A 20,538-nucleotide genomic window follows, 5' to 3' on the forward strand; every position below is an offset into this window, starting at 1 on the left:
ATGGCTGACATGACCGAAACCACGCCCGGTTGGCTGGCTCCCGAGGAACTGGAGCTGACGCGTGCCCGCATGCCGATCCTGTACGTCGACGCCGTGCCGGTGCGGGTCGACGAGGGCGGTGAAGTCACCCGGATCGGGCTCCTGTTGCGCATCGGGCCGGACGGAACGGTCAGCCGGACCCTGGTCTCCGGGCGGGTGCTGCATCACGAGCGGGTACGGGACGCGCTGATGCGGCACCTGGAGAAGGACCTCGGCCCGGTGGCGCTGCCCCGGGTGCCGGCGTCGCTGCAACCGTTCACCGTGGCCGAGTACTTCCCGACGCCGGGGATCACGCCGTACCACGACCCGCGCCAGCACGCGGTGTCATTGGCGTACATCGTCCCGGTGGCCGGCGACTGCCGCCCCCGGCAGGACGCGCTCGACCTGGTGTGGTTCACCCCTCAGGAAGCCGCCTCGCCGCAGTTGCAGCAGGAGATGCCGGGCGGCCAGGGGGTGCTGCTCAAGCACGCGCTGGCGCACGTGGGGTACGCGCCCTGAGCCGTACGAACTGTCCCGGCCCGCGAGCTGGTGCGGGGTGGAGCCGTCAGCCCGCCGGACGGCGGAAGGCGCCGTGCCAGACAATCCGGGCCAGCTCACCGGCGAAAGCGGCGTCGCGGTCCGGGCCGTGCGCGCTCAGGTGGTGCAGGATGGCCTGGCTGCCGCCCCAGACGATCAGCGTGCCGGCCGCCTCGGCGTCCAGGTCGGCCGGGGCCAGCCCGGCCCGCTGATCCCGGAGCAGCCGGGCCCTGGCGCCCTCGGCGGCCCGCTCGACCTGCGCGCGCCAGCTCTCGCGGACCCGCGCGTCGTACGCGGAGACCTCGGCGACCGCGGTGACGACGGCGGCGTGCTCGCGGTAGAGCGCGACCAGCCGTTCGTAGAGCGCCACCAGCCCGGGCAGGCCGGCCACGTCGTCGGCCTGCCAGGCGGCGACCAGCCGGACCGAGCGCTCCTCGAAGGTGCGGGCCAGCCGCAGCAGCAGTTCGGTCTTGTCGCGGAAATGGGTGTAGAAGCTGGACCGGCCCACCCCCGCCTCGTCGGTGATCAGCTTCACGCCGAGTTCCGTGAAGCCCGCGCCGCGGTCCAGCAGCCGCTTGGCGGCGGCCAGCAGGCGTGCCTCGACCTGCGCGCGCCGGTCGGCACCGGACCCGGCTCGTCCCGTCACCGAGGCCATTTCACCGAGGCCATCTCAGGATTCCCCTCCTCGCACGGCACCCAGCCTAACCGGCTGACGCACCGTCAGATCCTGGTACGGCACAGCGTGAAAAGCGGTGTGCGGGGCGGGGCAACCGGAGCGTCACGGATGCTGGTTAGGATGACCGCCGGTCCGCGGCTGCGGGCTCCCCCGAGCGCGCGGCGGGCGTGGGCGCGGGCACGAAGGAGAACACGTTCGATGACAGGTCAGCAGGGCGGCGCGGCCCGCGTGGTCCGGGCGGGCGCCGAACTGGACTGGGAAGGCAGTCAGGAGTTCGCCCGGCAGGTGCGGGACGCGGTGGATTCCGGCGGCGCCGGCCTGGTGGTCGACCTGTCGGCGGTCGCCTTCGCCGACTCCTCGGCCCTGCACGTGCTGCTGGAGGCCCACCGCGACCTCGCCGACGGCGGCGGGCGCCTGGTGCTGGCCGGCCCGCTGCGCCCCGAGGTGGACCGGCTCTTCGAGGTGACGATGACGGCCGGCCACTTCGAGTTCGCCGACGACGTCCGGGCGGCGCTGCGCGCCCTGGATTCCGGGCGCGGCCTGCCGACGGGCACGGACGCGGACTGAGCGCGGACTGAGCCGGGCCGGCCGGCTGCCGTCGCCCCCCGGGGGCGGCGCCCGGCGTGAACACGCCGGACGGGTACGGTGTACGCCCGCGGTCACCGGGCAGGCGAGGATGCGCCCCGGGGTCCCCCCACCGGCCTTCGGGCCGTCCGCCGTCGAGCAGTTCACGAGGCCATCGCATGTCCGACCAGTTCCTCCCGCCGGGTTCCGGTGCGGACGGCCCTGACGGCACGAGCAATTGGGGCAAACCGCACAGATCCGGCGGCCGGGACGGGCCGCCGCCGCACCCGCCGCACGTCGCCGCCGACGCCCGCCGGGCGGTGCTGCGAGTGCTGGACGGCGCGCCCGGCCTGCCCGGCGACGGCGACCGGATACGGGCGGACGCGAGCCTGGTCGTCTCCGAGTTGGTGAGCAACGCGGTCCAGCACGGCGGCGGGGTCACGGGTTTTCGTGCGGACCTGATCGACGACGGCGCGGGGCTGCGCCTTGAGGTGGACGACGCGAGCACCGCCCGGCCGGTCGCCCGGCGGACGCTGGGCCCGGACCCCGCCGTGGTCGGCGGTTTCGGCTGGCCGATCGTGCAGAGCCTGGCGTCCTCGGTGACCGTCGAAGTCCTGCCGGCCGGCGGCAAACGCATCGTGGTGGTGCTCCCGCTGGGCTGACCCGTGTGTGACCACAACGGTGTTCCGGGGCCGTCCGGCCGACACCGGCGGGACGGGGGTGGGTTGCCCGTACGGGGTGGGGTGCGCGATGGTGGAACGAGGTCGGCCAAGGTCAACCTCCGTCGTACGCCCGTCGTCGCCGACTCCTGAGAGGTGAGGGTCACCGAGCCCGCGTTGTGGTCGTTTCCCGAGAACCCACGCCGTACAGCGATGTTCCAGGCGGTGTCGCACTGGACACCGCCCCGTACCCGGTGCTGCTCCTGAGCGGCAACGGCAGCCTGCTGGAGGCCAGTTCATCGGCCCGCACGCTGCTCGGGAACCTGCCCGCGGGAGAGCCGGACGCGCTGGGCGACGTGGCCCCGTGGCTGGCCCGGGCGCACCGGGACATGGTGGTGGCCGGCTCCCGTCCGGACACGGACGTGCGCGGCGCGGTCGGCGACCGCAGCGTACGGGCCCGCGCCTCGGCCCGCACCGACGGTTCGGTGGTGTGGTGGCTGCTCGACGACACCGAGCAGCGGCTGGCCGAGCAGGCGCTGCGCGTGGAGCGGGAGCGCACCGCGTTCCTGGCCGAGGCGTCCAGCAAGCTGCTGGCCTCGCTGAACGTCGAGCGCTGCATGGACGTCACCGCGCAGGAGGCGGTCCGGCGGCTGGCGGACGCGGCCGTGGTGATCGGGCCGCGCTCCGGGCACCGGATGCGGTTCGTGTCCTGCGTGCGCGACGGCCGGCCGGTCGCCGGTACCACCGGTGCGGGCCCGGACACGCTGCCGGGGCTCGCCGAGGCCCTGCAGGGCTTCCCGCCGGTGCCCTCGCGCTGGATCGACCCGACCTCCGCCCCGGACTGGCTGGTGCCGGAGGGTTTCGGGCCGGTCGGCTCGCTGGTGGTCACGCCGCTGCCCGGGCACGGGGTGCCGGCGGGCGCGCTGGTGCTGCTGCGGCACGGCGACCGGGAGGTGTTCGACGAGGCCGAGGAGGTGTTCGCCCGGCTGTTCGCCGCCCGGGCCGGCGCCGCGGTGTCGGCCGCGCGCCTTTATGCCGAGCAGGCCTCGATCACCGAGACGCTGATGCGGGAGTTGCTGCCGCCGACCCTGAAGCAGCACGGCGGCATCGAGTTCGCCGGCGGCTACCGGCCGGCCGGCGAACGGGACCGGGTCGGCGGGGACTTCTACGACGTCCACCCGGACGCCGGGCCGGACGGCGAGACCCTCGCGGTGCTCGGCGACGTGTGCGGCAAGGGCCTGGAAGCGGCCGTGCTCACCGGCAAGATCCGCAACACCCTGCACGCCCTGCTGCCGCTGGCCGGTGACCACCAGCGGCTGCTGAGGCTGCTCAACCAGGCGCTGCTGACCTCCCCGCACAGCCGGTTCGCCACCCTCGTGCTGGCCTCCGCCCGCCGCCTCGGCGACACCGTGGTGCTGCGGGTGTCCAGCGCCGGTCATCCGGTCCCGTTGGTGATCCGTTCCGACGGACGTGTGGAACAGGCCCGGACTCGGGGCACGCTGATCGGTGTGCTGCCGGAAGTGACGACCACGACCGACACCGTGACCCTCGACCGCGGGGAGTCACTGGTGCTGTTCAGCGACGGCATCGTGGAGGCGCGCGGCGGGCCGCTGGGCAACGCGCTGTTCGGCGAGGACCGGCTGCGCGCGGCCCTGTCGGCCTGCGTGGGCATGCCCGCCGAGGCGATCGTGGAGCACGTGCAGATGCTCACCTCGCAGTGGGTGGGCGGCCGGCGGCACGACGACATGGCGGTCGTGGTGGTCTCCGTACCGCACGGGGCGCGGCTGTCGATGGTGGGCGGTACGGGACGCGGGAGGTACACCGCATGAGCGAGGGGTCGGGTACGGACGCGGGGCATCACGGTACGGGCGCGGCGCCCGAGGCCGGGAATCCGGCGGCCGGTGCCTGGGCGGCGAAGCTGTGGGACGCGGTCGCGGCCGGCGACGAGCCGTCCGCCGTCGAGGTCGTGCTCGCCGCGCTGGACGCCGGCAGCGACACCGAGAGCGTGCTGCTGGACGTGGTGGGCGCGGTGCAGGCGCGGGTCGGCGCCGAGTGGGCGGCCAACCGGCTGAGCGTGGCCCAGGAGCACGCGGCGACCGCGATCAACGACCGGGTGGTGGCCGCCGTCGGCCGGCACGCCGCGGGCGCCCGCAGCGGACCGCCCCGCGGCCGGGTCACGGTGGCCTGCGTGGACGGCGAATGGCACGCGCTGCCGGCCCGTTTGCTGGCCCAGGTACTGAGCCTGCGCGGCTGGCAGGTGGACTACCTGGGCGCGCAGGTGCCCACCCCGCACCTGATCGGGCATCTGCACCGTACGGCCCCGGACGCGGTGGCGCTGTCGGCGTCGCTGGTCACCCGGCTGCCCGTCGCCCACGCTGCGGTGACCGCCTGCCAGGCCACGGGCACACCGGTGATCGCCGGGGGCGCGGGCTTCGGCCCGGACGGCCGCTACGCCCGGCTGCTGGGGGCCGACGCCTGGGCGCCGGACGCGCGGTCCGCCGCCGACCGGCTGTCCCGCGGACTGCCCCCGCCGGTGGCCGACCACCAGCCGGTCGACGATCTGCCGCACCTGGCCGACCAGGAGTACACGCTGGTCACCCGCAGCGCAACCGCCCTGGTCGGCGCGGTGACCGCGGGGCTGGAGAACCGTTTCCCCGCGATGCGCGACTACTCGGAGCAGCAACGGCATCACACCGCCGAGGACATCGCGCACATCGTCGACTTCCTGGGGATCGCCCTCTACACCGACGACGAGGAGCTGTTCACCGGATTCCTCGCCTGGACCGCGGGCATCCTCACCGCCCGGGGCGTGCCGGCCGCTTCCCTGCTGCCGGCCCTGGACCTGCTGACCGTGGAGCTGAAGGACTTCTCCCGGGCCCTGGCGCTGCTCGCGGCCGGCCGCGGTACGGTCGCCGCACTCGTCTCTCCCCCGCCCGCCGCTGCCGATGGACCGACCGCATGAGTACCGAACCCGCAGACTCCGCCACCGAGGCCGAGGCAATCGCCGCGGCCGCCGACCGTACGGCGCCGGCCGTGGACGCCGCGGCCGCCCTGAGCGCCCCGGCCGGGAACACCGGCACCGACTGGGCTCCGGCCGCCTCGGGCTTCGCGGACGACGACTACTTCGCGCTCGTCACGGCGCGCCCGCGGGCGGACGCGATCGTGATCACGGTGCGCGGGCCGCTGGACTACGAGACCTCGGACGACCTGCTGACCACCGTCACCGAGGAGCTGAACACCCCGCCCGCGGCGGCCGGTCTGTCGCTGGACCTGGCCGGGCTCACCGTGTGCGACTCGATGGGCCTGGCGGCCCTGCTGACGATCCGCCGCCGCACCGCCGCGAGCGGACTGCCGCTGCGCCTGCTGCACCGCCCGGACACCCTGGACCGGCTGCTGGACCTCACCGGCACCACCGAGTACCTGCTCGGCGACGAGCACGACGGTCCCGGGGAGCACGGCGGGTCCTGAGCGCGCGGCTCTCGCCCTCGCGCCGACCCCAACTGCCGTACGCACAGGCCGAAATGGGATGCGGCCTCGGCCTTTCGCCGAGGCCGCGGACTCGGTACGGAAATCCCGCGCGGGCAATTCTCCCCGGACAAGCGGGAGTTGTTGTCCGTCACAGCAGTCCCGCTCACCTCACCGACTTCTCACTTTTGGTAGTGGCTTGACTTCTTTGTGTAGTTGCCCATAACGTGGTGAACGTCATCTAACGGTGGACAACCGGACGCCGAAGTTTCGGCCCCGTCCGCCGCCAAAATCCCTTGCCGTGTCCGAAACAGCCGCCGACCTGTGTCTTCAGTCATGGCGGAGCCGGGCCCGGGCGCCCCTCGGGAATTCCCCCAAGGGAATGAGTCATGACTCCTCACCGCATTCTCGCCTGGACTCCCGCGGCCATCGTCTTCGACTGCGACGGCACTCTGATCGACAGCGAACGCCATTGGCAGACCGCGCGGGATCAGACCATCAAGGAATTCGGGGTACGAACGGAACCCGGATTCGCGGAGCGCACGAAAGGGCTGCACTACACCGAATGCGGCCGACTGATGGCCGAGGAAGCCCAACGGCCTTATCTGGCACCGCAATTGGCCGAGCGCATTCTCAGCCGGTTCCGCGTCCTGTCCATGGCGGCGCCGCGCACGATGCCCGGCGCACGTGAACTGGTACAGAATGCAGCGAAGTTCGCGCCGCTCGCCGTCGCCAGCAATTGCCCGCTGGAGGTGGTCGAGGACAGCCTGGGCGCCGCGAAACTGCGGGACTACTTCGACCACATCGTGGTGCCCGACGATCTGATCCGCCCCAAGCCGCACCCCGACGTCTATCTGACGGCGGCGCGCTTCTGCGGGGCCTCCGCCTCCGACACCCTGGCGGTCGAGGACTCCCGCGCCGGCGTACTCGCCGCCGCCGCTGCCGGCCTGCGCGTCCTGGGCGTCGGCCCCTGGCCCGGCGAGGACCTGGCCGCCAGGGTCGACCTGTGGGTCACCTCGCTCGACGAGCCCCGCGTCTTCGAATGGGCCAGCGCCCGCATCATCCCCGGCACCCCGCACCAGGCCGTGTCCGACAACTAGCGCAATCAGCGCCGTCCGCATACGGACCCGTGCCCGGCACGGCCCTCCGCCGTGCGGCCACTCCCCGCCCCGCCCCGGTCCGCGTCAGACGGCGTCCTCCTGCCGGGCCGCCGCGTCCTCCTCCACCCACGCGTCGAAGGTCTGCGCGCCCAGGGTGGCGTCTCCGAGCGGCAGGAGACCGCCGCCCGCCACCGCGCGGCCGGCGGCGCCGGGGATGCGCAGGGGGACGACGGGGCGGCGGCCACCGCGGGCGTGGTGCAGCCGGCGGATCATGGACACCATCTCCTGTTCCTCGGGGCCGGCCAGGTCGGGGGCGAGGCCGGCCGGGCGGTCCACGGCCAGGTCGAGCAGAGCCTGGGCGACCTCCGTCAGGGCGATCGGCCGGCAGAGCATGCGCGGCGCGAGGACGATCGGGCCGCCGCGCGCCAGCATCTGCGCGGCGAACTCGTGGAACTGCGTGACGCGCAGGATGCTGTACGGCACCGGGCCCGCCGCCACCAGGGCCTCCTGGCGGCGCTTGCCGTAGTAGTAGCCCAGGTCGACCCGGTCGCAGTTGACGATGGAGAGCACCACATGGTGGCCGACGCCCGCCGCCTGCCCTGCTTGCAGCAGCCGGCCGGTGGTGGCGGCGAAGAATTCCTCCGCCTTCGCCCGGTTCGTGGTGACGATGTTGGTCGTGTCGACCACCACGTCCACGCCTGCCAGGGCCGCGTCCAGCCCCTGCCCGGTGGTCAGGTCGACGCCCTGGGACCGGGCGATCACCACCGCTTCGTGCCCGGCCTCCCCGATGGCGTCGACGACCAGCCGGCCCGCCCAACCGGTGCCGCCCGCGACCGCGATCCGCATGTTCCTCGTTCCTCTCGTCCGTGCCGCCCGGCTTCCCCGCTGCCCGGCGACGTGCCGTACCGCCGTGGAGACGGGAGGGTCCCGCCGGATGTGACGCGGGCCGGGCGCGGCGTACGTCACATCCGCCGCGGCGGCCGGCGCCGTCACACTCGCGGCCCCTGCCCCGTCCACAGGGCATGAACGTTTTCGCACGCCGCGCCCTGCTGCTGGTCCTGGCCGTGGTCGCGGCCTTCGTCGGCGGCTGGGCGTATTTCGCCACCGCCTCCTGGTACCGCTCCTTCCCCGGTCTCGGCCTGCACTGGCTGCCCGTGCTCGGGCCGTACAACGAACACCTCGCCAAGGACGTCGGCGCGATGTACCTGGCCCTGGCGGTCCTCAGTCTCACCGCCGCACGTCGGGCCGCCGACACCCGGCTCGCCCAGGCGGCGGGCCTGACCTGGCTGGTGTTCAGCGTCCCGCACTTCGCGTACCACATGGGGCACCTCGATATGTACGGCGCCCGCGACAAGGCGCTCAATGTCGTCACCCTGGGCCTGTTCGTCCTCGCCGGCGCCGCGCTCCTGCTGCCGGCCGGGGAGCGCCGCACGCCCTGACGGCTCCCGGCCCTGTCACGTTCCGGCCGCCCGTCTCGTCCATCCTGGAACAGCGGGTACGGACGACGAGGAGCCGAGGGAAGCGCGATGGCACGGTTGGCGGTCTTCGAGGAGCACCGGGACAGGCTGTGGGGCATCGCCTACCGCCTCACGGGGTCGGTCGCGGACGCCGACGACGCCGTGCAGGAGACCTGGCTGCGCTGGCAGCGGCAGGCCGACGACGAGGTCAAGGACCCGCGGGCCTTCCTGACCACCGTGGTCAGCCGGATCTGCTACGACCAGTTCGCCAGCGCCCGCAGCCGCCGCGAGGTCTACGTCGGGCCCTGGCTGCCCGAGCCGCTGGTCACGGACGCGGCCACGCCGGAGGACCGGGTGACGCTTGACGAGTCGGTGGGCCTGGCGATGCTCGCGGTGATGGAACGGCTCACCCCGGCCGAGCGGACCTCCTTCATCCTGCACGACGTGTTCGCGATGCCGTTCCCGGAGATCGCCGGCGTCGTGGGCCGCACCCCCGATGCCGTACGGCAGCTCGCCTCCCGGGCCCGGCAGCGCATCCGGGCCGAGGCACCGCGCCGTACGGTCGACCGCGCCGCGCACCGGGCGGCGGTCGCCGCGTTCCTCGGCGCGGTCGGCGACGGCGACCTCGAACGCCTCACCGCGGTGCTCGACCCGGACGTGGTCTGGCACTCCGACGGCGGCGGCCAGGTCTCCGCGGCCCGCGTCCCCGTCGTCGGCCGCGACAAGGTCGCGCGCTTCGCGCTGGGCCTGCGCAAGTACATCGACCCCACCACCACGCAGCTGCGCCCGGCCACCGTGAACGGCGCACCCGGTGTCGTGGTCGCCCAGGACGACGGGACCGTCGTCGGCGTCATCGCCCTCGCGGTGGCCGACGGCCTGATCGTCCAGGCGGACGTCGTCGTCAACCCGGAGAAGCTGCGCCACCTGCACGGGCTGGGGTTCGCCGATCCGGCCTCCGGCGGCGACCCGGGCGGGGACACGGGCGCGGACTTCGGTACGGAGCCGGGCCGCTGAAAGGTGGCGGGAGCGGCGGGGTGGCTCCGGTTCGTGCCGGCGGTAGCTGTACGGGCCGGGTTCGCGGATTCGGCCGCGGACAGTGAACCGGGCGGGGTCCGGCCACCGACCTCTGTACCGGGTCACTGATGGGCGGCGGGGTGGCTCCGGTTCGTGCCGGCGCCACCTGCACGGGCTGGGGTTCGCCGGTCCGGCCTCCGGCGGTGACCCGGGCGGGAACACGGGCGCGGACTTCGGTACGGAGCCGGGTCGCTGACGGGCGGCGGGAGCGGCGGGGTGGCTCCGGTCGGCGCGGGCGGTACCTGTACGGGCCGGGGTTAACCGATCCGGGCGCGGACCTGGGTGCGGAGTTCGGCCGGGGTGCCGGCCACTGATGTCGGCGGGGCCGACGGGGTGACTCCGGCTCGCCCGCGGGCGCTGTCCTGGCCGGGAGGGGGAAGGCTGGGGCGGGACGGGAAGGCGGTGGGCGGTCATGGCAGACGTGTTGGTGGTGGGGGCGGGGGCGGCGGGGCTTGCGTGTGCCGGGGACCTGGTGGCCGCGGGGTTGCGGGTCGGGGTGCTGGAGGCGGGGGACGCGGTGGGCGGGCGGATGCGCACCGATGTGAGGGACGGGTTCCGGCTCGACCGGGGGTTCCAGGTCGTCAACACGTCCTACCCGCAGGTGCGGGCCCGGCTGCGATTGCGCGAGCTGCGGCTGCGTCCGTTCACGCCGGGGGTGCTGGTGCACGGGCCGCGCGGCCGGCTGCGGGTGGCGGACCCGACCCGCCGGCCCCGGGACATCGCGGGCCTGGTCAGCGGGCGGCAGCGGGCCGGCCTGCGCGACCTCGTGGCGCTCGGGGTGCTCGGCGGCCGGGACCTGCTCGCGCCGCCGCGCCTGCTGACCCGCGGGCCGGACCGTACGACACGCACCGAGCTCGCGGCCGCCGGGATCTCGGAGGAGCTGGTCGAGACCTTCTTCCGGCCCTTCCTGTCCGGCGTCTTCCTGGAGGACGAGCTGGAGACGTCCAGCCGCTTCTTCCACCTGATCTGGCGTTCGATGCTGCGCGGCACGCTGTGTCTTCCCGCGGCGGGCGTGGCCGCCGTGCCCGAGCAGCTCGCCGCCGGCCTACCGCCGGGCACGGTCCGGCTCGGCACCCCGGTCGAACGGCTCACCGACGAAGGTGTGCTCCTCGCCGACGGCCGCGAGGAGCCGGCCGGCGCGGTCGTGGTCGCCACCGGCCCGGCCGCCGCCGGGCGCCTGCTGCCCGGGCTCGCCGTCCCGGCCGTCCGCGCGGTCACGACGTACTACCACGCGGCCCCCGCCTCACCGCTCGCCGAACCCACCCTGCTCACGGACAGCGCCCGTCGCGTCCTCAACACGGTCGTGCTCAGCGAGGTGAGCCGCACGTACGCGCCCGCCGGCCGCGCCCTGGTGGCCACCTCGGTCCTGGGCGCCTCCGATGTCCCCGGCGAACGCGCGGTACGCAACGTGCTGGCCGAGCTGTACGCCACCGACACCTCGGGCTGGGAGCCGCTGGCCCAGTACCGTGTCCCCGAAGCCCTCCCGGCGATGCCCCCGCCCTGGCCGCTGAGCCGCACCACCCGGTTCGCCCCCGGCCGCTACGTCTGCGGTGACCATCGCGCCACCGGGTCCCTCCAGGGCGCCCTCGCCTCCGGCGCCCGCGCCGCCCGCGAACTGCTCACCGACCTCGCGGACATGGCGGCGCCGCCCGTACGGTGAGGCCCGCACGCCCGCACGCCGCCTACGCTGGGCGTCGTGGCCCTGTTCGAGCTGTCGCGCACCGTCGCCCTCACCCCGGAGCGGGCCTGGGGACGGATGACCGACTGGCCGCGGCACTCGGCCATGCCGTTGACCCGGGTGGGGGTGAGGCCGGGTACGGGGGCCGGAGTGGGCGCCGTGGTCGTGGCCCGGACCGGAGTCGGACGGTTCGGGTTCGACGACCCGATGGAGATCGTCGTCTGGCGGCCGCCCGCGCCTGGGGTGCCAGGACTGTGCCGGCTGGAGAAGCGCGGGCGGGTCGTGCGCGGCTGGGCCGAACTGCACGTCCGGCCGGCCGGCCCGGCGGAAACGAGCGGCCCGGACGGTTCGTACGGCGTCGGTGGCAGCCTGGTGCGCTGGCGGGAGGACATCCGGTGCGCCGGGCTGCCGGCCGCGGCGAACTCCCTGCTGGCCGCGGCCGGCCGACCGCTGTTCGGCCGCGTGCTGGACGCCCTGCTGGCCGGCTGACCGCGCCCGGTCGGGACGCGACCCGCACGATCACGCGCTGAGCGGCGTCGTCCACGCGGCCGGCCGGCCGATCCCGCCCACGCCAACCATGCGGAGGCATCGCCGACGTTCCGCGGCAGCGACACTCGTTCCCGGACCGGACCCGCAGATCGTGCTCGCCCGCATCCCATGCCACGCCCGGCACCTGCCAGCGCCCGCCAGCTCCTGTACGCCGGTCGTCGCCCTGGTCCCGTGGGCCGGGGCAGCCTGAGGATCAGCAGCCCGGACCGGCCACGCCACCCGTCGTCGACCCGGATGATCCGGGAACCTCCGGGGACCCGGGGCTCAGGGGCGGATGGTGCTGGCGCGGACGATCAGGCGGGGTTCGATGACGACGCGCTCGTCGTCGCCGGTCTGGACGGTGGCCGCTTCGAGGCGGCTGACCAGGAGGCGGATGCTGGCCTGGCCGACGGCCGCGAAGTCCTGGCGGACGGTGGTCAGCGGGGGCGCGAAGAACTCCGCCTCGGGGATGTCGTCGAAGCCGGCTACGGCGACCTGCGCGGGTACGGACAGGCCGGCCTCGCGCAGGGCACGGGTCACGCCGAGGGCCATCTGGTCGTTGGCCACGAAGACGGCCGTGACCTCCGGACCCCGGCCCCGTACCCGGCCTGCGGCGGCCCGTCCGGCCAGTTCCTGCCCGGCCCGGTAGCCCGACAGCGGCGTCCAGTCCCCCACCAGCGGCTCGGGCACCTCCGCGCCCGCTTCCCGCAGGGCCGCCTGCCAGCCGGCGATGCGGGCCTCGGCCTCGAGCCAGCCGCCCGGGCCGGCCACGTGCCAGACCGTACGATGCCCCGCCGCGAGCAGGTGCTCGGTGACCAGTCGGCCGCCCAGCTCCTGGTCCACGGACACGCCGGGTATGGGCAGGGAGTGCCCGCCCTCGACCGTGACGACCGGGAAGGGCAGCCGCAGTTCGGCCAGCGCGGCGACCGCTGCCCGGTGCGGCACTATCACCACGATCCCTTCCACGCCCCACTCGCTGAGGTGGTCGATGGCCTCCTCCAGCGCCTTGGGAGTGAACTGGCGCAGGGTCACCGCCGAGACCAGGTAGCCCTCGTCCCGGGCGGCCTCCTCCAGCCCGAACAGGGTGCTGGCCGGGCCGAAGAGCGTCGGATTGCACGCCACCACACCGAGGGTCAGGGTCCGCCTGGTCACCAGCGCCCGGGCCGAGGAATTGCGCCGATATCCCAGCTCCTCGATCGCCCGCAAGACCTCCGCCCGCGTGGAGTCCCGCACGTTCGGGTGATGACTGAGCACCCGCGACACCGTCTGGTGCGACACCCCGGCCCGCTGCGCGACATCCGCCATCGTGGGCGCCCGGCGCACTCCCGTGCTCTCGGGGGTCTGGGACATGACTCTCCGTTCCGTGGGGAGTGCCATCGTTAGCGTTCACAGCCAGGTCCGTCAAGTCCGGTCCGTCCCGGGTGATCGGCGCCGGTCACGCTGGGTGGTTCCGCCGACTCGGGTGCGCCGGGCCGGAGTCGGGGACGGACAGCCGGACGGCAGGCGCGCCCTCGTATGTGAGCGCTCCCACACTCCCGGAGAGGCAACCTTCCACCCCGGATTTCCCTCAGCCCTCTCCCGGCAGCGGGTCCGGTTCGTGCCAGGGCCGGCAGCTGCGGCGGATCACGAACTCGTACGGCAGGACGCGCGGCCGGCCCGGAGCCGGCTGGTCCGGGGCGGAGACCAGGCGGGCGGCCTCCACGCCCATCCGGCGAGCGGGCTGGGCGACGACGGTGACCGGGGGCGTGACCAGCCCGGCCCAGGGCACGTCGTCGAACATGACCAGGGAGATGTCGTCGGGGACGGTCATGCCGCTGTCCCGGACGGCGGCCAGCGCGGCCTCGCCGAGCACGTTGTTGGTGGCGAACAGCGCGGTGGGCGCGGGGCGGCCGTGGATGAGCCGCAGCGCGCTGGCGTACGCGGTGTCGCGGGTGAACCGGGTGCGGACCACCAGGCTTTCGTGCACCTGCGCCCCGGCGTCGTGGTGGGCGGCGCGGAAGCCTTCCTCGCGCTGCTGTCCGCTGGTGAGGGCCTGCGGGCCGCCGAGGTAGCCGATGCGGCGGTGGCCGAGGGCGAGCAGGTACTCGGTGGCGGCGCGGCTGCCGCCGATGTTGTCCACCATGAGGGTGGGCACGTCGAAGGACTCCACGATCCGGTCGACGAACACCATGTTGACGCCGAGCCGCCGGGCGCCCTGCCAGACGTCGGTGTTGTGGCCGGTGGGGAAGGCTATGACACCGTCCACCCGCTGCTGGAGCAGCACTTCGGCGTATTCGCGCTCGGTCGCCGGGTCCTCGCCGCTGGCGCAGACGATGACGTGCTTGCCCAGGGCCTTGGCCGCGGACAGCACGCCCTCGGCGAACTCGCCGTAGAAGTTGTTGGCGATGTCGGCGACGATCAGGCCGATGTTGTTGGTGCGCTGGAGCTTCAGGCCGCGGCCCAGGGCGCTGGGGCGGAAGTCCATCGCGCGGACGGCGGCCAGCACGCGCTCCCGGGTGGCCGTGCTGACCTGCCCCTTGCCGCTGAGCACGCGCGAGACGGTGCCCACGCCCACCCCGGCCGCCTCGGCCACGTCCTTCATGGTGCTGGCCCTGCCGCCACCGGTCCGTCCGGTCTCCACCACGCCGGCGCCCCTCCGATCCGCTCACGCAACTGTCCCCCGGCCGTACCCGGTACGACACCGGGCGCACACCGTCCCCCGCAAGAGGGATACACCAGGAGGAGCCGGATCGGCGCGGACACCCCGAGCGCCGCCGAACAATCCGGACAGGGAGCGGACAGGGAACGGACAGGGTGTGCGGACCCGGTACGGGCAGGCGGCCGAGGGTGTGCCGCCCGCCCGGCTCCCGGCCGGGCGGGCGGCACACCCCTTCGGTCCCTTCGGCCCTTTCGGCCCACCGGTCCGCGCGGGGTCCGCGCCCCGCGCCCGGTCAGGCGGTGTGCGGCGCGCTTTCCGTACCGGAGCGGGCCGCCTCCTTGGCCGGCGCGGTGAGCGGGACCGCCGGGGCCGGGGCGGTGGTGTCGTCGACCGGCGGGTGGGGGATGCCGGCTATCTCGTAGACCGCGGTCTCCTCCAGGGTCTCGGCCTCCAGCAGCGCGCCGGCCAGGGCGTCGAGCCGGGAGCGGTGCTCGGCCAGCAGCGCCTTGGCCCGGTCGTAGCACTCGTCCACGATCCGGCGGATCTCGGCGTCCACGATGTCGAGGGTCGCGGGCGCGGCGGACAGCCCGTACGCCTGCTGGGCGTCGTTCGGGATCGCGCTGAGCCGGCCCACCCGCTCGCTCATGCCCCAGCGGCCGACCATGCCGCGGGCGATGTTGGTGACCTGCTCCAGGTCGTTCTCCGCGCCGGTGGTGATGACGCCGAACACGACCTCCTCGGCCGCCATGCCGCCCAGCGCGCCGATGATCCGGCCGCGCAGATATTCCTCGGTGTACGCGTAGCGGTCCGCGTCCGGGGTGGACAGGGTGACGCCGAGCGCGCGGCCGCGCGGGATGATGGTGATCTTGCGGACCGGGTCGGCGCCGGGCTGGAGCATGCCCAGCAGGGCGTGCCCGGACTCGTGGTACGCGGTGCGCCGGCGCTCCTCCTCCGGCATGACCAGCGGGCGCTCGGTGCCCAGCTGGATGCGTTCCAGGGCGTCGGACAGCTCCGCCTGGCCCACCACGGGCTTGTCCCGCTTGACCGCGAGCAGGGCCGCCTCATTGGCGAGGTTGGCCAGTTCGGCGCCGGTCATGCCGGGGGTGGAGCGGGCGATCCGGTCGAGGTCGGCGTCGTCGGCCAGCGGGATGTTCCGGGTGTGGATGCGCAGGATCGACTCCCGGCCGGTGCGGTCGGGCGGGCTGACGTTGACCGTGCGGTCGAAGCGCCCGGGGCGGGTCAGCGCGGGGTCCAGGATGTCGGCGCGGTTGGTGGCGGCGATGACCACCACGCCTTCGGCGCCGGAGAAGCCGTCCATCTCGGTGAGGATCTGGTTGAGGGTCTGCTCGCGCTCGTCGTGGCCGCCGAGCCCTCCGTTGCCGCGCATCCGGCCGATGGTGTCGATCTCGTCGATGAAGATGATCGAGGGGGCGACCTTGCGTGCCTCGGCGAACAGCTCCCGCACCCGGCTCGCGCCCACGCCGACGATCATCTCGATGAACTCCGAGGCCGACGCCGAGAAGAAGGGTACGTCCGCCTCGCCGGCCACCGCGCGGGCCAGCAGCGTCTTGCCGGTGCCGGGCGGGCCGGCCAGCAGGACGCCGCGGGGCAGCCGCGCGCCCACCGCCCGGTACACCTCGGGCCGCTTGAGGAAGTCCACCACCTCGCTGAGTTCGGCCTCGACCTCGTCGATGCCCGCCACGTCCTCGAAGGTGGTCCGCTTGCCGTCCTCCACGGTGACCGGCTTCGGCGGCGCCTTGCGGCCGATGCCGCCCAGTCCCCCGCCGCCGATCGCCGAGCCCAGCCGCCGGGCCAGCAGCGTCCACAGCACCACGATGATCGCGACCGGGGCGAGGGAGACCAGCAGGTTGTAGAGGAACCCGTGCTCGGTGACCACCGGTTCGGCGGTGACCGTCACGTCGTTCTTCGCCAGGGTCTGCCACAGCTTGTCGTCGGCGAACACCGGGCGCTGGGTCTTGAAGCGGGTGTACGTGCCCGAGCCGTCGGAGTTCTTGCCCTCCTTGCGCAGCACGCCCTCGATGGCGTCGCCCTTGGAGTAGACGGTCTTCACGTTGTTCGCGGTGAGCTGCTTGTCGAACTCGCTGTAGGAGACGGTACGGATGCCCGAGCCGCCGAACATCAGCAGGCCGAGGTTGCTCAGCAGGTAGACGACGAGGACGGTCAGGATCAGCGAGCGCCAGGCGTGGATGCCGCGTCTGGGCCGTTGCGGCGGCCCGGACGGCGGCGCGCCCTCCGAGCGCCAGGGGTCCTGGGGACTGCGGCGCGGTGGCATCGGATTGGTCATGGGTCTTCCCTCGGCCGATGTGCGGTGCTCCGGCCCACCGCACGACCCGAGTCACAATAGGTGACCGCAAGGCCATGGCCGTAGGCCGTGGGTCACCCCCGTCCGGCGGGAGCCCGGCTGCGCTCAGGGCGTCGGTTCGACCCGCACCAGGAGGTCGCCCCGCTCCCGCTCCCAGAGCCGGCGGGCGCCCAGGCCGCGCAACCGCAGCAGCTTGGCGGGGTCGTGGCCGGGGGCGACGCGGATGTTCCTGGGGCCGTCGAAGGTCTCCACCGTGACGGTGCCGCCCTTCTCGGCGACGCGGCGGGGGATGCGCTCGACGACCACGAAGTCGTCGCCCCGCCGGGTGTAGCGCGGGTCGGGGAGCTCGACGATCTCCACGTACAGGTCGGCCGCGGGCCCGCCGCCCGGCCCGATCTCGCCCTCCCCCGCCAGCCGGATACGCGTGCTGTTGTCGACACCGGGCGGGATCCTGACCGTCAGGGTGCGGCGGGCGGGAACCCGGGCGTGGCCCTCGCAGACGGGGCACGGGGCGCGGAAGACCGTGCCGGTGCCGTCGCACGGCCGGCAGGTCCCGCCGTCGCGGACGATCCCGGCGCCGTGGCACGCGGCGCAGGCGATCTCGGGTGAATCCCCCACGCGGCCGGTGCGCCGGCACGGGTCGCACGGCACCGCGGTGTCCACCACGACCTCCTTGTCGACGCCGAACGTCACCTCGCGCAGGGTGAGTTCGAGCGGGATCAGCGCGTCCTTGCCGCGCCGGGCCCGGGTCGGCCACGGCGGCTCGGCGGGCGGCGGCTCCGGTGGCGGTCCGGGTGGCGGCTGCGGGGCGGGCCGCGGCGGCACCCGGGCGATCACCACCTGGTACTCCACGTCCGCCCACATCCTCGGGGTCTGCCGGGCCCCACTGCGGCGCACCTCCTCGTACACGTAGTCGTACAGTTCGGTGACGGTGATCCGCCCGTCCCGGTTGAGGTCGGCGGCGCCGCCGCGCAGTCCGCTGACCAGCGCACCGGTGAAGCGCGACAGTTGCGGGTCCAGCGACTCCAGGCGATCGCCCTCCCACGCGTATTCGGTCCGGTTGGTCGCGGTCAGCACCACCCGGCCGTGGCCGGCGAGTTCCTCGCGTACGTGCACGCTGCCGTCGCCCTTGGCGCCGGCCAGGAAGGCGCCGCTGTAGCAGCAGTCGAGCAGCACCACGATGCTGCGGGCCCGGCAGCGTTCCATCTGCGCCTGCACGAAGGCGGCGGATACGGCGGTGGAGGCGGGCAGGTCCTTGTCGGTGTCCTCGGTCGCGAAGTACAGCCGGCCGTCGTCGTCCTTGATCCCGTGGCAGGACAGGTGCAGCAGCAGCGTGTCGTCCCGGCCGCGGCCCCGGAAGAACTCTTCCAGGGCCCGGGTGACCTGGTACGACGGCGCGTCGGTGACGGTCCGCACGCGGAAGCCGCCGATGGCCGGGTCGCCGAGCACGGCCGCGAGGCCGTCCACGTCCTGCACCGGTGAGCGCAGGGTGCGCAGCGCCGGGCTGTCGTACCTGCCCGTGGCGATGAGCAGGGCGTCGCGTTCGCCGGTCAACCCCGGGGACCTCCGGCGCCGGGCTCGGCCGCCGCATCGGTGCCGTCGGTGCCGTCCGTACGGTCGGTTGCGCCGGCGCCCTCGCTGCCGGCCGGGTCCGCCGCGGCGGTCTCCCCGGCCCGCACGAACTCCTCGATCAGCCGGCGCTGGTCCTGCGCGGACGCCGCGCCGAGCTCGATGGTGCGGCCGGACAGTTCGAGGCGCACCGTGCGCACCGGCCGGTTCCGCAGCCACTCCTCGACGCAGCGCAGCACCGCCCGCAGCAGTACGGGGGCGGCCGTCAGCACCAGGGCACCCACCGCGACGGTCCCGGCCGGCTTGGCCCCCTGCGGCGCCTGGCCGCCCGCGGCCGGGCGCACGTCGTCCACGTCCAGGTCCAGCAGGTGCCGCCGCAGGCTCAGCGTCAGCTCCTGCAGTTCCTCGTCGTCGACATCGGCCGCGCCCACCACTTCGAGCACGATCCTGTTCGGTGCCGGCACCCCGCCCCCTCGTTTCGGTGCCCGGCAGTCTAGGCGGCGGGCGGCCGGGCCGGGGGCGGTTGCGGGGTACAGGCTCAGGTCAGGCCGCGGCCGACGCGGAAGCGGGTGAGGGCGGTGGAGAGGTCGGCGATCGGGGGCGGGTAGCCGCGGGGCGGGCCGGACGGGGAGGTCCAGGGGCGGTGGACGGCGGGGGCGGCCAGGTCGCGCAGTTCGGGGACCCAGCGGCGTACGTACGCGCCGTCCGGGTCGTAACGGCGGGCCTGGGCGAGGGGGTTGAGGACGCGGTTGGGGCGGGTGTCGGTGCCGGTGCCGGCCACCCACTGCCAGTTGAGCTGGTTGTTGGCGATGTCGCCGTCGACCAGGAGGTCGAGGAAGTGGCGGGCGCCGGTGCGCCAGTCCACGTAGAGGGTCTTGGTGAGGAAGCTCGCGGTGAGCAGGCGGGCCCGGTTGTGCAGCCAGCCCTCGTGGGCCAGTTGGCGCATCGCCGCGTCGATCACGGGGTAGCCGGTGCGGCCCTCCCGCCAGGCGGCGACGTCCGGCTCCGCGTCGGCGCCGCGCCAGTCGTCGTGCCGCGTGCGGTAGTCGGCCGCGGCGGTGGCCGGGCGGGCGGCGAGCACCTGCTGGTGGAAGTCGCGCCAGGCCAGCTGCCGGACGAACGCCTCGGCGCCGGCGCCCGCGTGCCGGCGGGCCCGGTGCGCCACCTCGACCGGGGACAGGGTGCCGAAGTGCAGGTGCGCGGAGAGCCGGGAGGTGGCGTCGCCGGCCAGGTCGTCGTGCCGCTCCTCGTACGCCTCGACGCCCCGCCGCAGCCAGGCCGCCAGCCGCTTGCGGCCCTCGCTCTCGCCGCCGGCGGCCAGCCCCGGTGACGTGCCGGGGACGCCGGCCCGGTCGGGCAGCCGCTCCGAGCCCAAGCCGTCGGGCACGCTCACCCGGCGCGGGGCGGGCACCGGGGTGCGCAGCGCCTGGGCGGACCACTGCCGGAAGTACGGTGTGAACACCGCGAAGTGGTCCGACCCGGCGGGGGTGACGGCGCCCGGCGGCACCACGCAGGTCACGGCGTCGTGCACGACCAGCCGGCCGCCCTGCGCCGCCAGCTCCTCGCGCAGCCGCCGCTCCCGCTCCTGCGCATAACCGCTGGGCCCGGCCGCCATGTGCACCTCGGCCGCGCCCGCCTCCCGCGCCAGCCGGCACACCTGCGCCACCACCGCGCCGCCGCGCACGACCAGCCGTCCGCCGCGCTCGCGCAGCCCGGCGTCCAGGTCGCGCAGGCAGTCCGCCAGGAACGCCCGCCGGTTGGGCACCGCGAACCCGGCCGCCTCGATCGCCCGGTCGCGGACGAACAGCGGTACGACGTGATCCGCGGACCCGGTGGCGGCGCGCAACGGCGGATGGTCGTGCAGCCGCAGGTCGGCGGTGAACAGGACGACCGAGACGGTCATAAGGGCGAGCTCCCAGGGGGTGGTCCGCGTGGTCCGGGGTCCGAAGGTCATGGGGTCCGGGGGGCCGGGGGTTGGGGGGTCCAGTGGGTTGGGTGGTCCGGCCGCGGGACGCCATGCCGTCCCGTGGCCGGGCGGGGCGGTCCCGGGTCCGGTCCGGGGCCGCCCCTTGCCGCTCAGTAAAGCGGCGATCCGGCGGCAACCGGCAGGAATATGCCAATACTCCCCCGTTCGGCCCCTTCCGCCGTTTCCGGTACGAAGCGGCGGGCGCCGGCCGGGCGGGCCGGGACCGTGGGCGGGAGGGGACAACTCCGGGCCGGGCACCCGCAGTTGTGCCGGAAAGCGGCTCGCG

At 74.5% G+C, this 20,538-nt stretch carries 19 protein-coding genes; 11 read left to right on the forward strand and 8 right to left on the reverse strand.

Annotated elements, in window-relative coordinates; translation table 11 throughout:
- The first annotated feature begins 9 nt into the window (after positions 1–9).
- Complete coding sequence (locus ITX44_RS29860) at positions 10–537, forward strand: NUDIX hydrolase family protein (protein ID WP_205361071.1); 528 nt, start codon at positions 10–12, stop codon at positions 535–537.
- 46 nt (positions 538–583) lie between these two features.
- Here the strand turns inward: ITX44_RS29860 and ITX44_RS29865 are convergent, their stop codons facing one another.
- Entirely contained in the window at positions 584–1,201 is a 618-nt protein-coding gene (locus tag ITX44_RS29865) for a TetR/AcrR family transcriptional regulator (protein WP_205360958.1), read from the reverse strand.
- Between the two features lie 228 nt (positions 1,202–1,429).
- Here ITX44_RS29865 and ITX44_RS29870 point away from each other — a divergent pair, with 228 nt between their 5' ends.
- The 6 genes from ITX44_RS29870 (at position 1,430) to ITX44_RS29895 (ending at position 7,019) form a co-directional block, all read left to right on the forward strand.
- Positions 1,430–1,798, forward strand: a complete 369-nt coding sequence (locus ITX44_RS29870; protein ID WP_205360959.1) for an STAS domain-containing protein — start codon at positions 1,430–1,432, stop codon at positions 1,796–1,798.
- A 176-nt stretch (positions 1,799–1,974) separates the two neighbouring features.
- Positions 1,975–2,457 (forward strand): ATP-binding protein, encoded by a 483-nt coding sequence (locus ITX44_RS29875; RefSeq protein WP_205360960.1) that lies wholly within the window; start codon positions 1,975–1,977, stop codon positions 2,455–2,457.
- Between the two features lie 176 nt (positions 2,458–2,633).
- Positions 2,634–4,283, forward strand: a complete 1,650-nt coding sequence (locus ITX44_RS29880; RefSeq protein ID WP_372441028.1) for a PP2C family protein-serine/threonine phosphatase — start codon at positions 2,634–2,636, stop codon at positions 4,281–4,283.
- Complete coding sequence (locus tag ITX44_RS29885) at positions 4,280–5,416, forward strand: cobalamin B12-binding domain-containing protein (RefSeq protein ID WP_205360963.1); 1,137 nt, start codon at positions 4,280–4,282, stop codon at positions 5,414–5,416. The genes ITX44_RS29880 and ITX44_RS29885 overlap by 4 nt, the downstream gene beginning before the upstream one ends.
- Positions 5,413–5,922: an STAS domain-containing protein gene (locus ITX44_RS29890; RefSeq protein ID WP_205360964.1), complete on the forward strand. Its 510-nt coding sequence runs from the start codon at positions 5,413–5,415 to the stop codon at positions 5,920–5,922. The genes ITX44_RS29885 and ITX44_RS29890 overlap by 4 nt, the downstream gene beginning before the upstream one ends.
- Positions 5,923–6,308: 386 nt before the next feature.
- Positions 6,309–7,019 carry an HAD family hydrolase gene (locus tag ITX44_RS29895; RefSeq protein ID WP_205360966.1) on the forward strand — a complete coding sequence of 237 codons (711 nt, stop codon included), beginning with the start codon at positions 6,309–6,311 and terminating at the stop codon, positions 7,017–7,019.
- 84 nt (positions 7,020–7,103) lie between these two features.
- Here ITX44_RS29895 and ITX44_RS29900 read toward each other — a convergent pair whose 3' ends face one another.
- Positions 7,104–7,865: an SDR family oxidoreductase gene (locus tag ITX44_RS29900; RefSeq protein ID WP_205360968.1), complete on the reverse strand. Its 762-nt coding sequence runs from the start codon at positions 7,863–7,865 to the stop codon at positions 7,104–7,106.
- A gap of 176 nt (positions 7,866–8,041) precedes the next feature.
- Here ITX44_RS29900 and ITX44_RS29905 point away from each other — a divergent pair, with 176 nt between their 5' ends.
- The 4 genes from ITX44_RS29905 to ITX44_RS29920 all read left to right on the forward strand — a co-directional run bounded on the left by ITX44_RS29905 (position 8,042) and on the right by ITX44_RS29920 (position 11,717).
- Positions 8,042–8,458 carry a hypothetical protein gene (locus ITX44_RS29905; RefSeq protein WP_205360970.1) on the forward strand — a complete coding sequence of 139 codons (417 nt, stop codon included), beginning with the start codon at positions 8,042–8,044 and terminating at the stop codon, positions 8,456–8,458.
- 87 nt (positions 8,459–8,545) lie between these two features.
- Positions 8,546–9,490, forward strand: a complete 945-nt coding sequence (sigJ, locus tag ITX44_RS29910) for an RNA polymerase sigma factor SigJ (protein ID WP_205360972.1) — start codon at positions 8,546–8,548, stop codon at positions 9,488–9,490.
- 472 nt (positions 9,491–9,962) lie between these two features.
- A complete protein-coding gene (locus tag ITX44_RS29915) occupies positions 9,963–11,210 on the forward strand; it encodes an NAD(P)/FAD-dependent oxidoreductase (RefSeq protein ID WP_205360980.1) in 1,248 nt (415 codons plus the stop codon).
- 36 nt (positions 11,211–11,246) lie between these two features.
- Entirely contained in the window at positions 11,247–11,717 is a 471-nt protein-coding gene (locus tag ITX44_RS29920) for an SRPBCC family protein (RefSeq protein ID WP_205360981.1), read from the forward strand.
- A gap of 324 nt (positions 11,718–12,041) precedes the next feature.
- Here the strand turns inward: ITX44_RS29920 and ITX44_RS29925 are convergent, their stop codons facing one another.
- The 6 genes from ITX44_RS29925 to ITX44_RS29950 form a co-directional block, all read right to left on the reverse strand.
- Positions 12,042–13,106, reverse strand: a complete 1,065-nt coding sequence (locus tag ITX44_RS29925; protein WP_205360982.1) for a LacI family DNA-binding transcriptional regulator — start codon at positions 13,104–13,106, stop codon at positions 12,042–12,044.
- Between the two features lie 217 nt (positions 13,107–13,323).
- Positions 13,324–14,379 carry a LacI family DNA-binding transcriptional regulator gene (locus ITX44_RS29930; RefSeq protein WP_205360983.1) on the reverse strand — a complete coding sequence of 352 codons (1,056 nt, stop codon included), beginning with the start codon at positions 14,377–14,379 and terminating at the stop codon, positions 13,324–13,326.
- A gap of 307 nt (positions 14,380–14,686) precedes the next feature.
- Positions 14,687–16,699, reverse strand: coding sequence for an ATP-dependent zinc metalloprotease FtsH (gene ftsH, locus ITX44_RS29935; RefSeq protein WP_205360988.1), 2,013 nt, complete (start codon positions 16,697–16,699; stop codon positions 14,687–14,689).
- A gap of 123 nt (positions 16,700–16,822) precedes the next feature.
- Positions 16,823–18,271, reverse strand: coding sequence for a caspase, EACC1-associated type (locus ITX44_RS29940; protein WP_205360990.1), 1,449 nt, complete (start codon positions 18,269–18,271; stop codon positions 16,823–16,825).
- Complete coding sequence (locus ITX44_RS29945) at positions 18,268–18,750, reverse strand: hypothetical protein (RefSeq protein ID WP_236061953.1); 483 nt, start codon at positions 18,748–18,750, stop codon at positions 18,268–18,270. The genes ITX44_RS29940 and ITX44_RS29945 overlap by 4 nt, the downstream gene beginning before the upstream one ends.
- Positions 18,751–18,824: 74 nt before the next feature.
- The gene (locus tag ITX44_RS29950) at positions 18,825–20,189 is read right to left on the reverse strand and encodes a cryptochrome/photolyase family protein (RefSeq protein ID WP_205361075.1); all 1,365 of its coding nucleotides are present in this window, start codon (positions 20,187–20,189) and stop codon (positions 18,825–18,827) included.
- Between the last annotated feature and the right edge of the window lie 349 nt (positions 20,190–20,538).

The sequence above is a fragment of the Actinacidiphila acididurans genome, from assembly GCF_016918855.1.
In the GTDB taxonomy this organism is placed as follows: domain Bacteria; phylum Actinomycetota; class Actinomycetes; order Streptomycetales; family Streptomycetaceae; genus Actinacidiphila; species Actinacidiphila acididurans.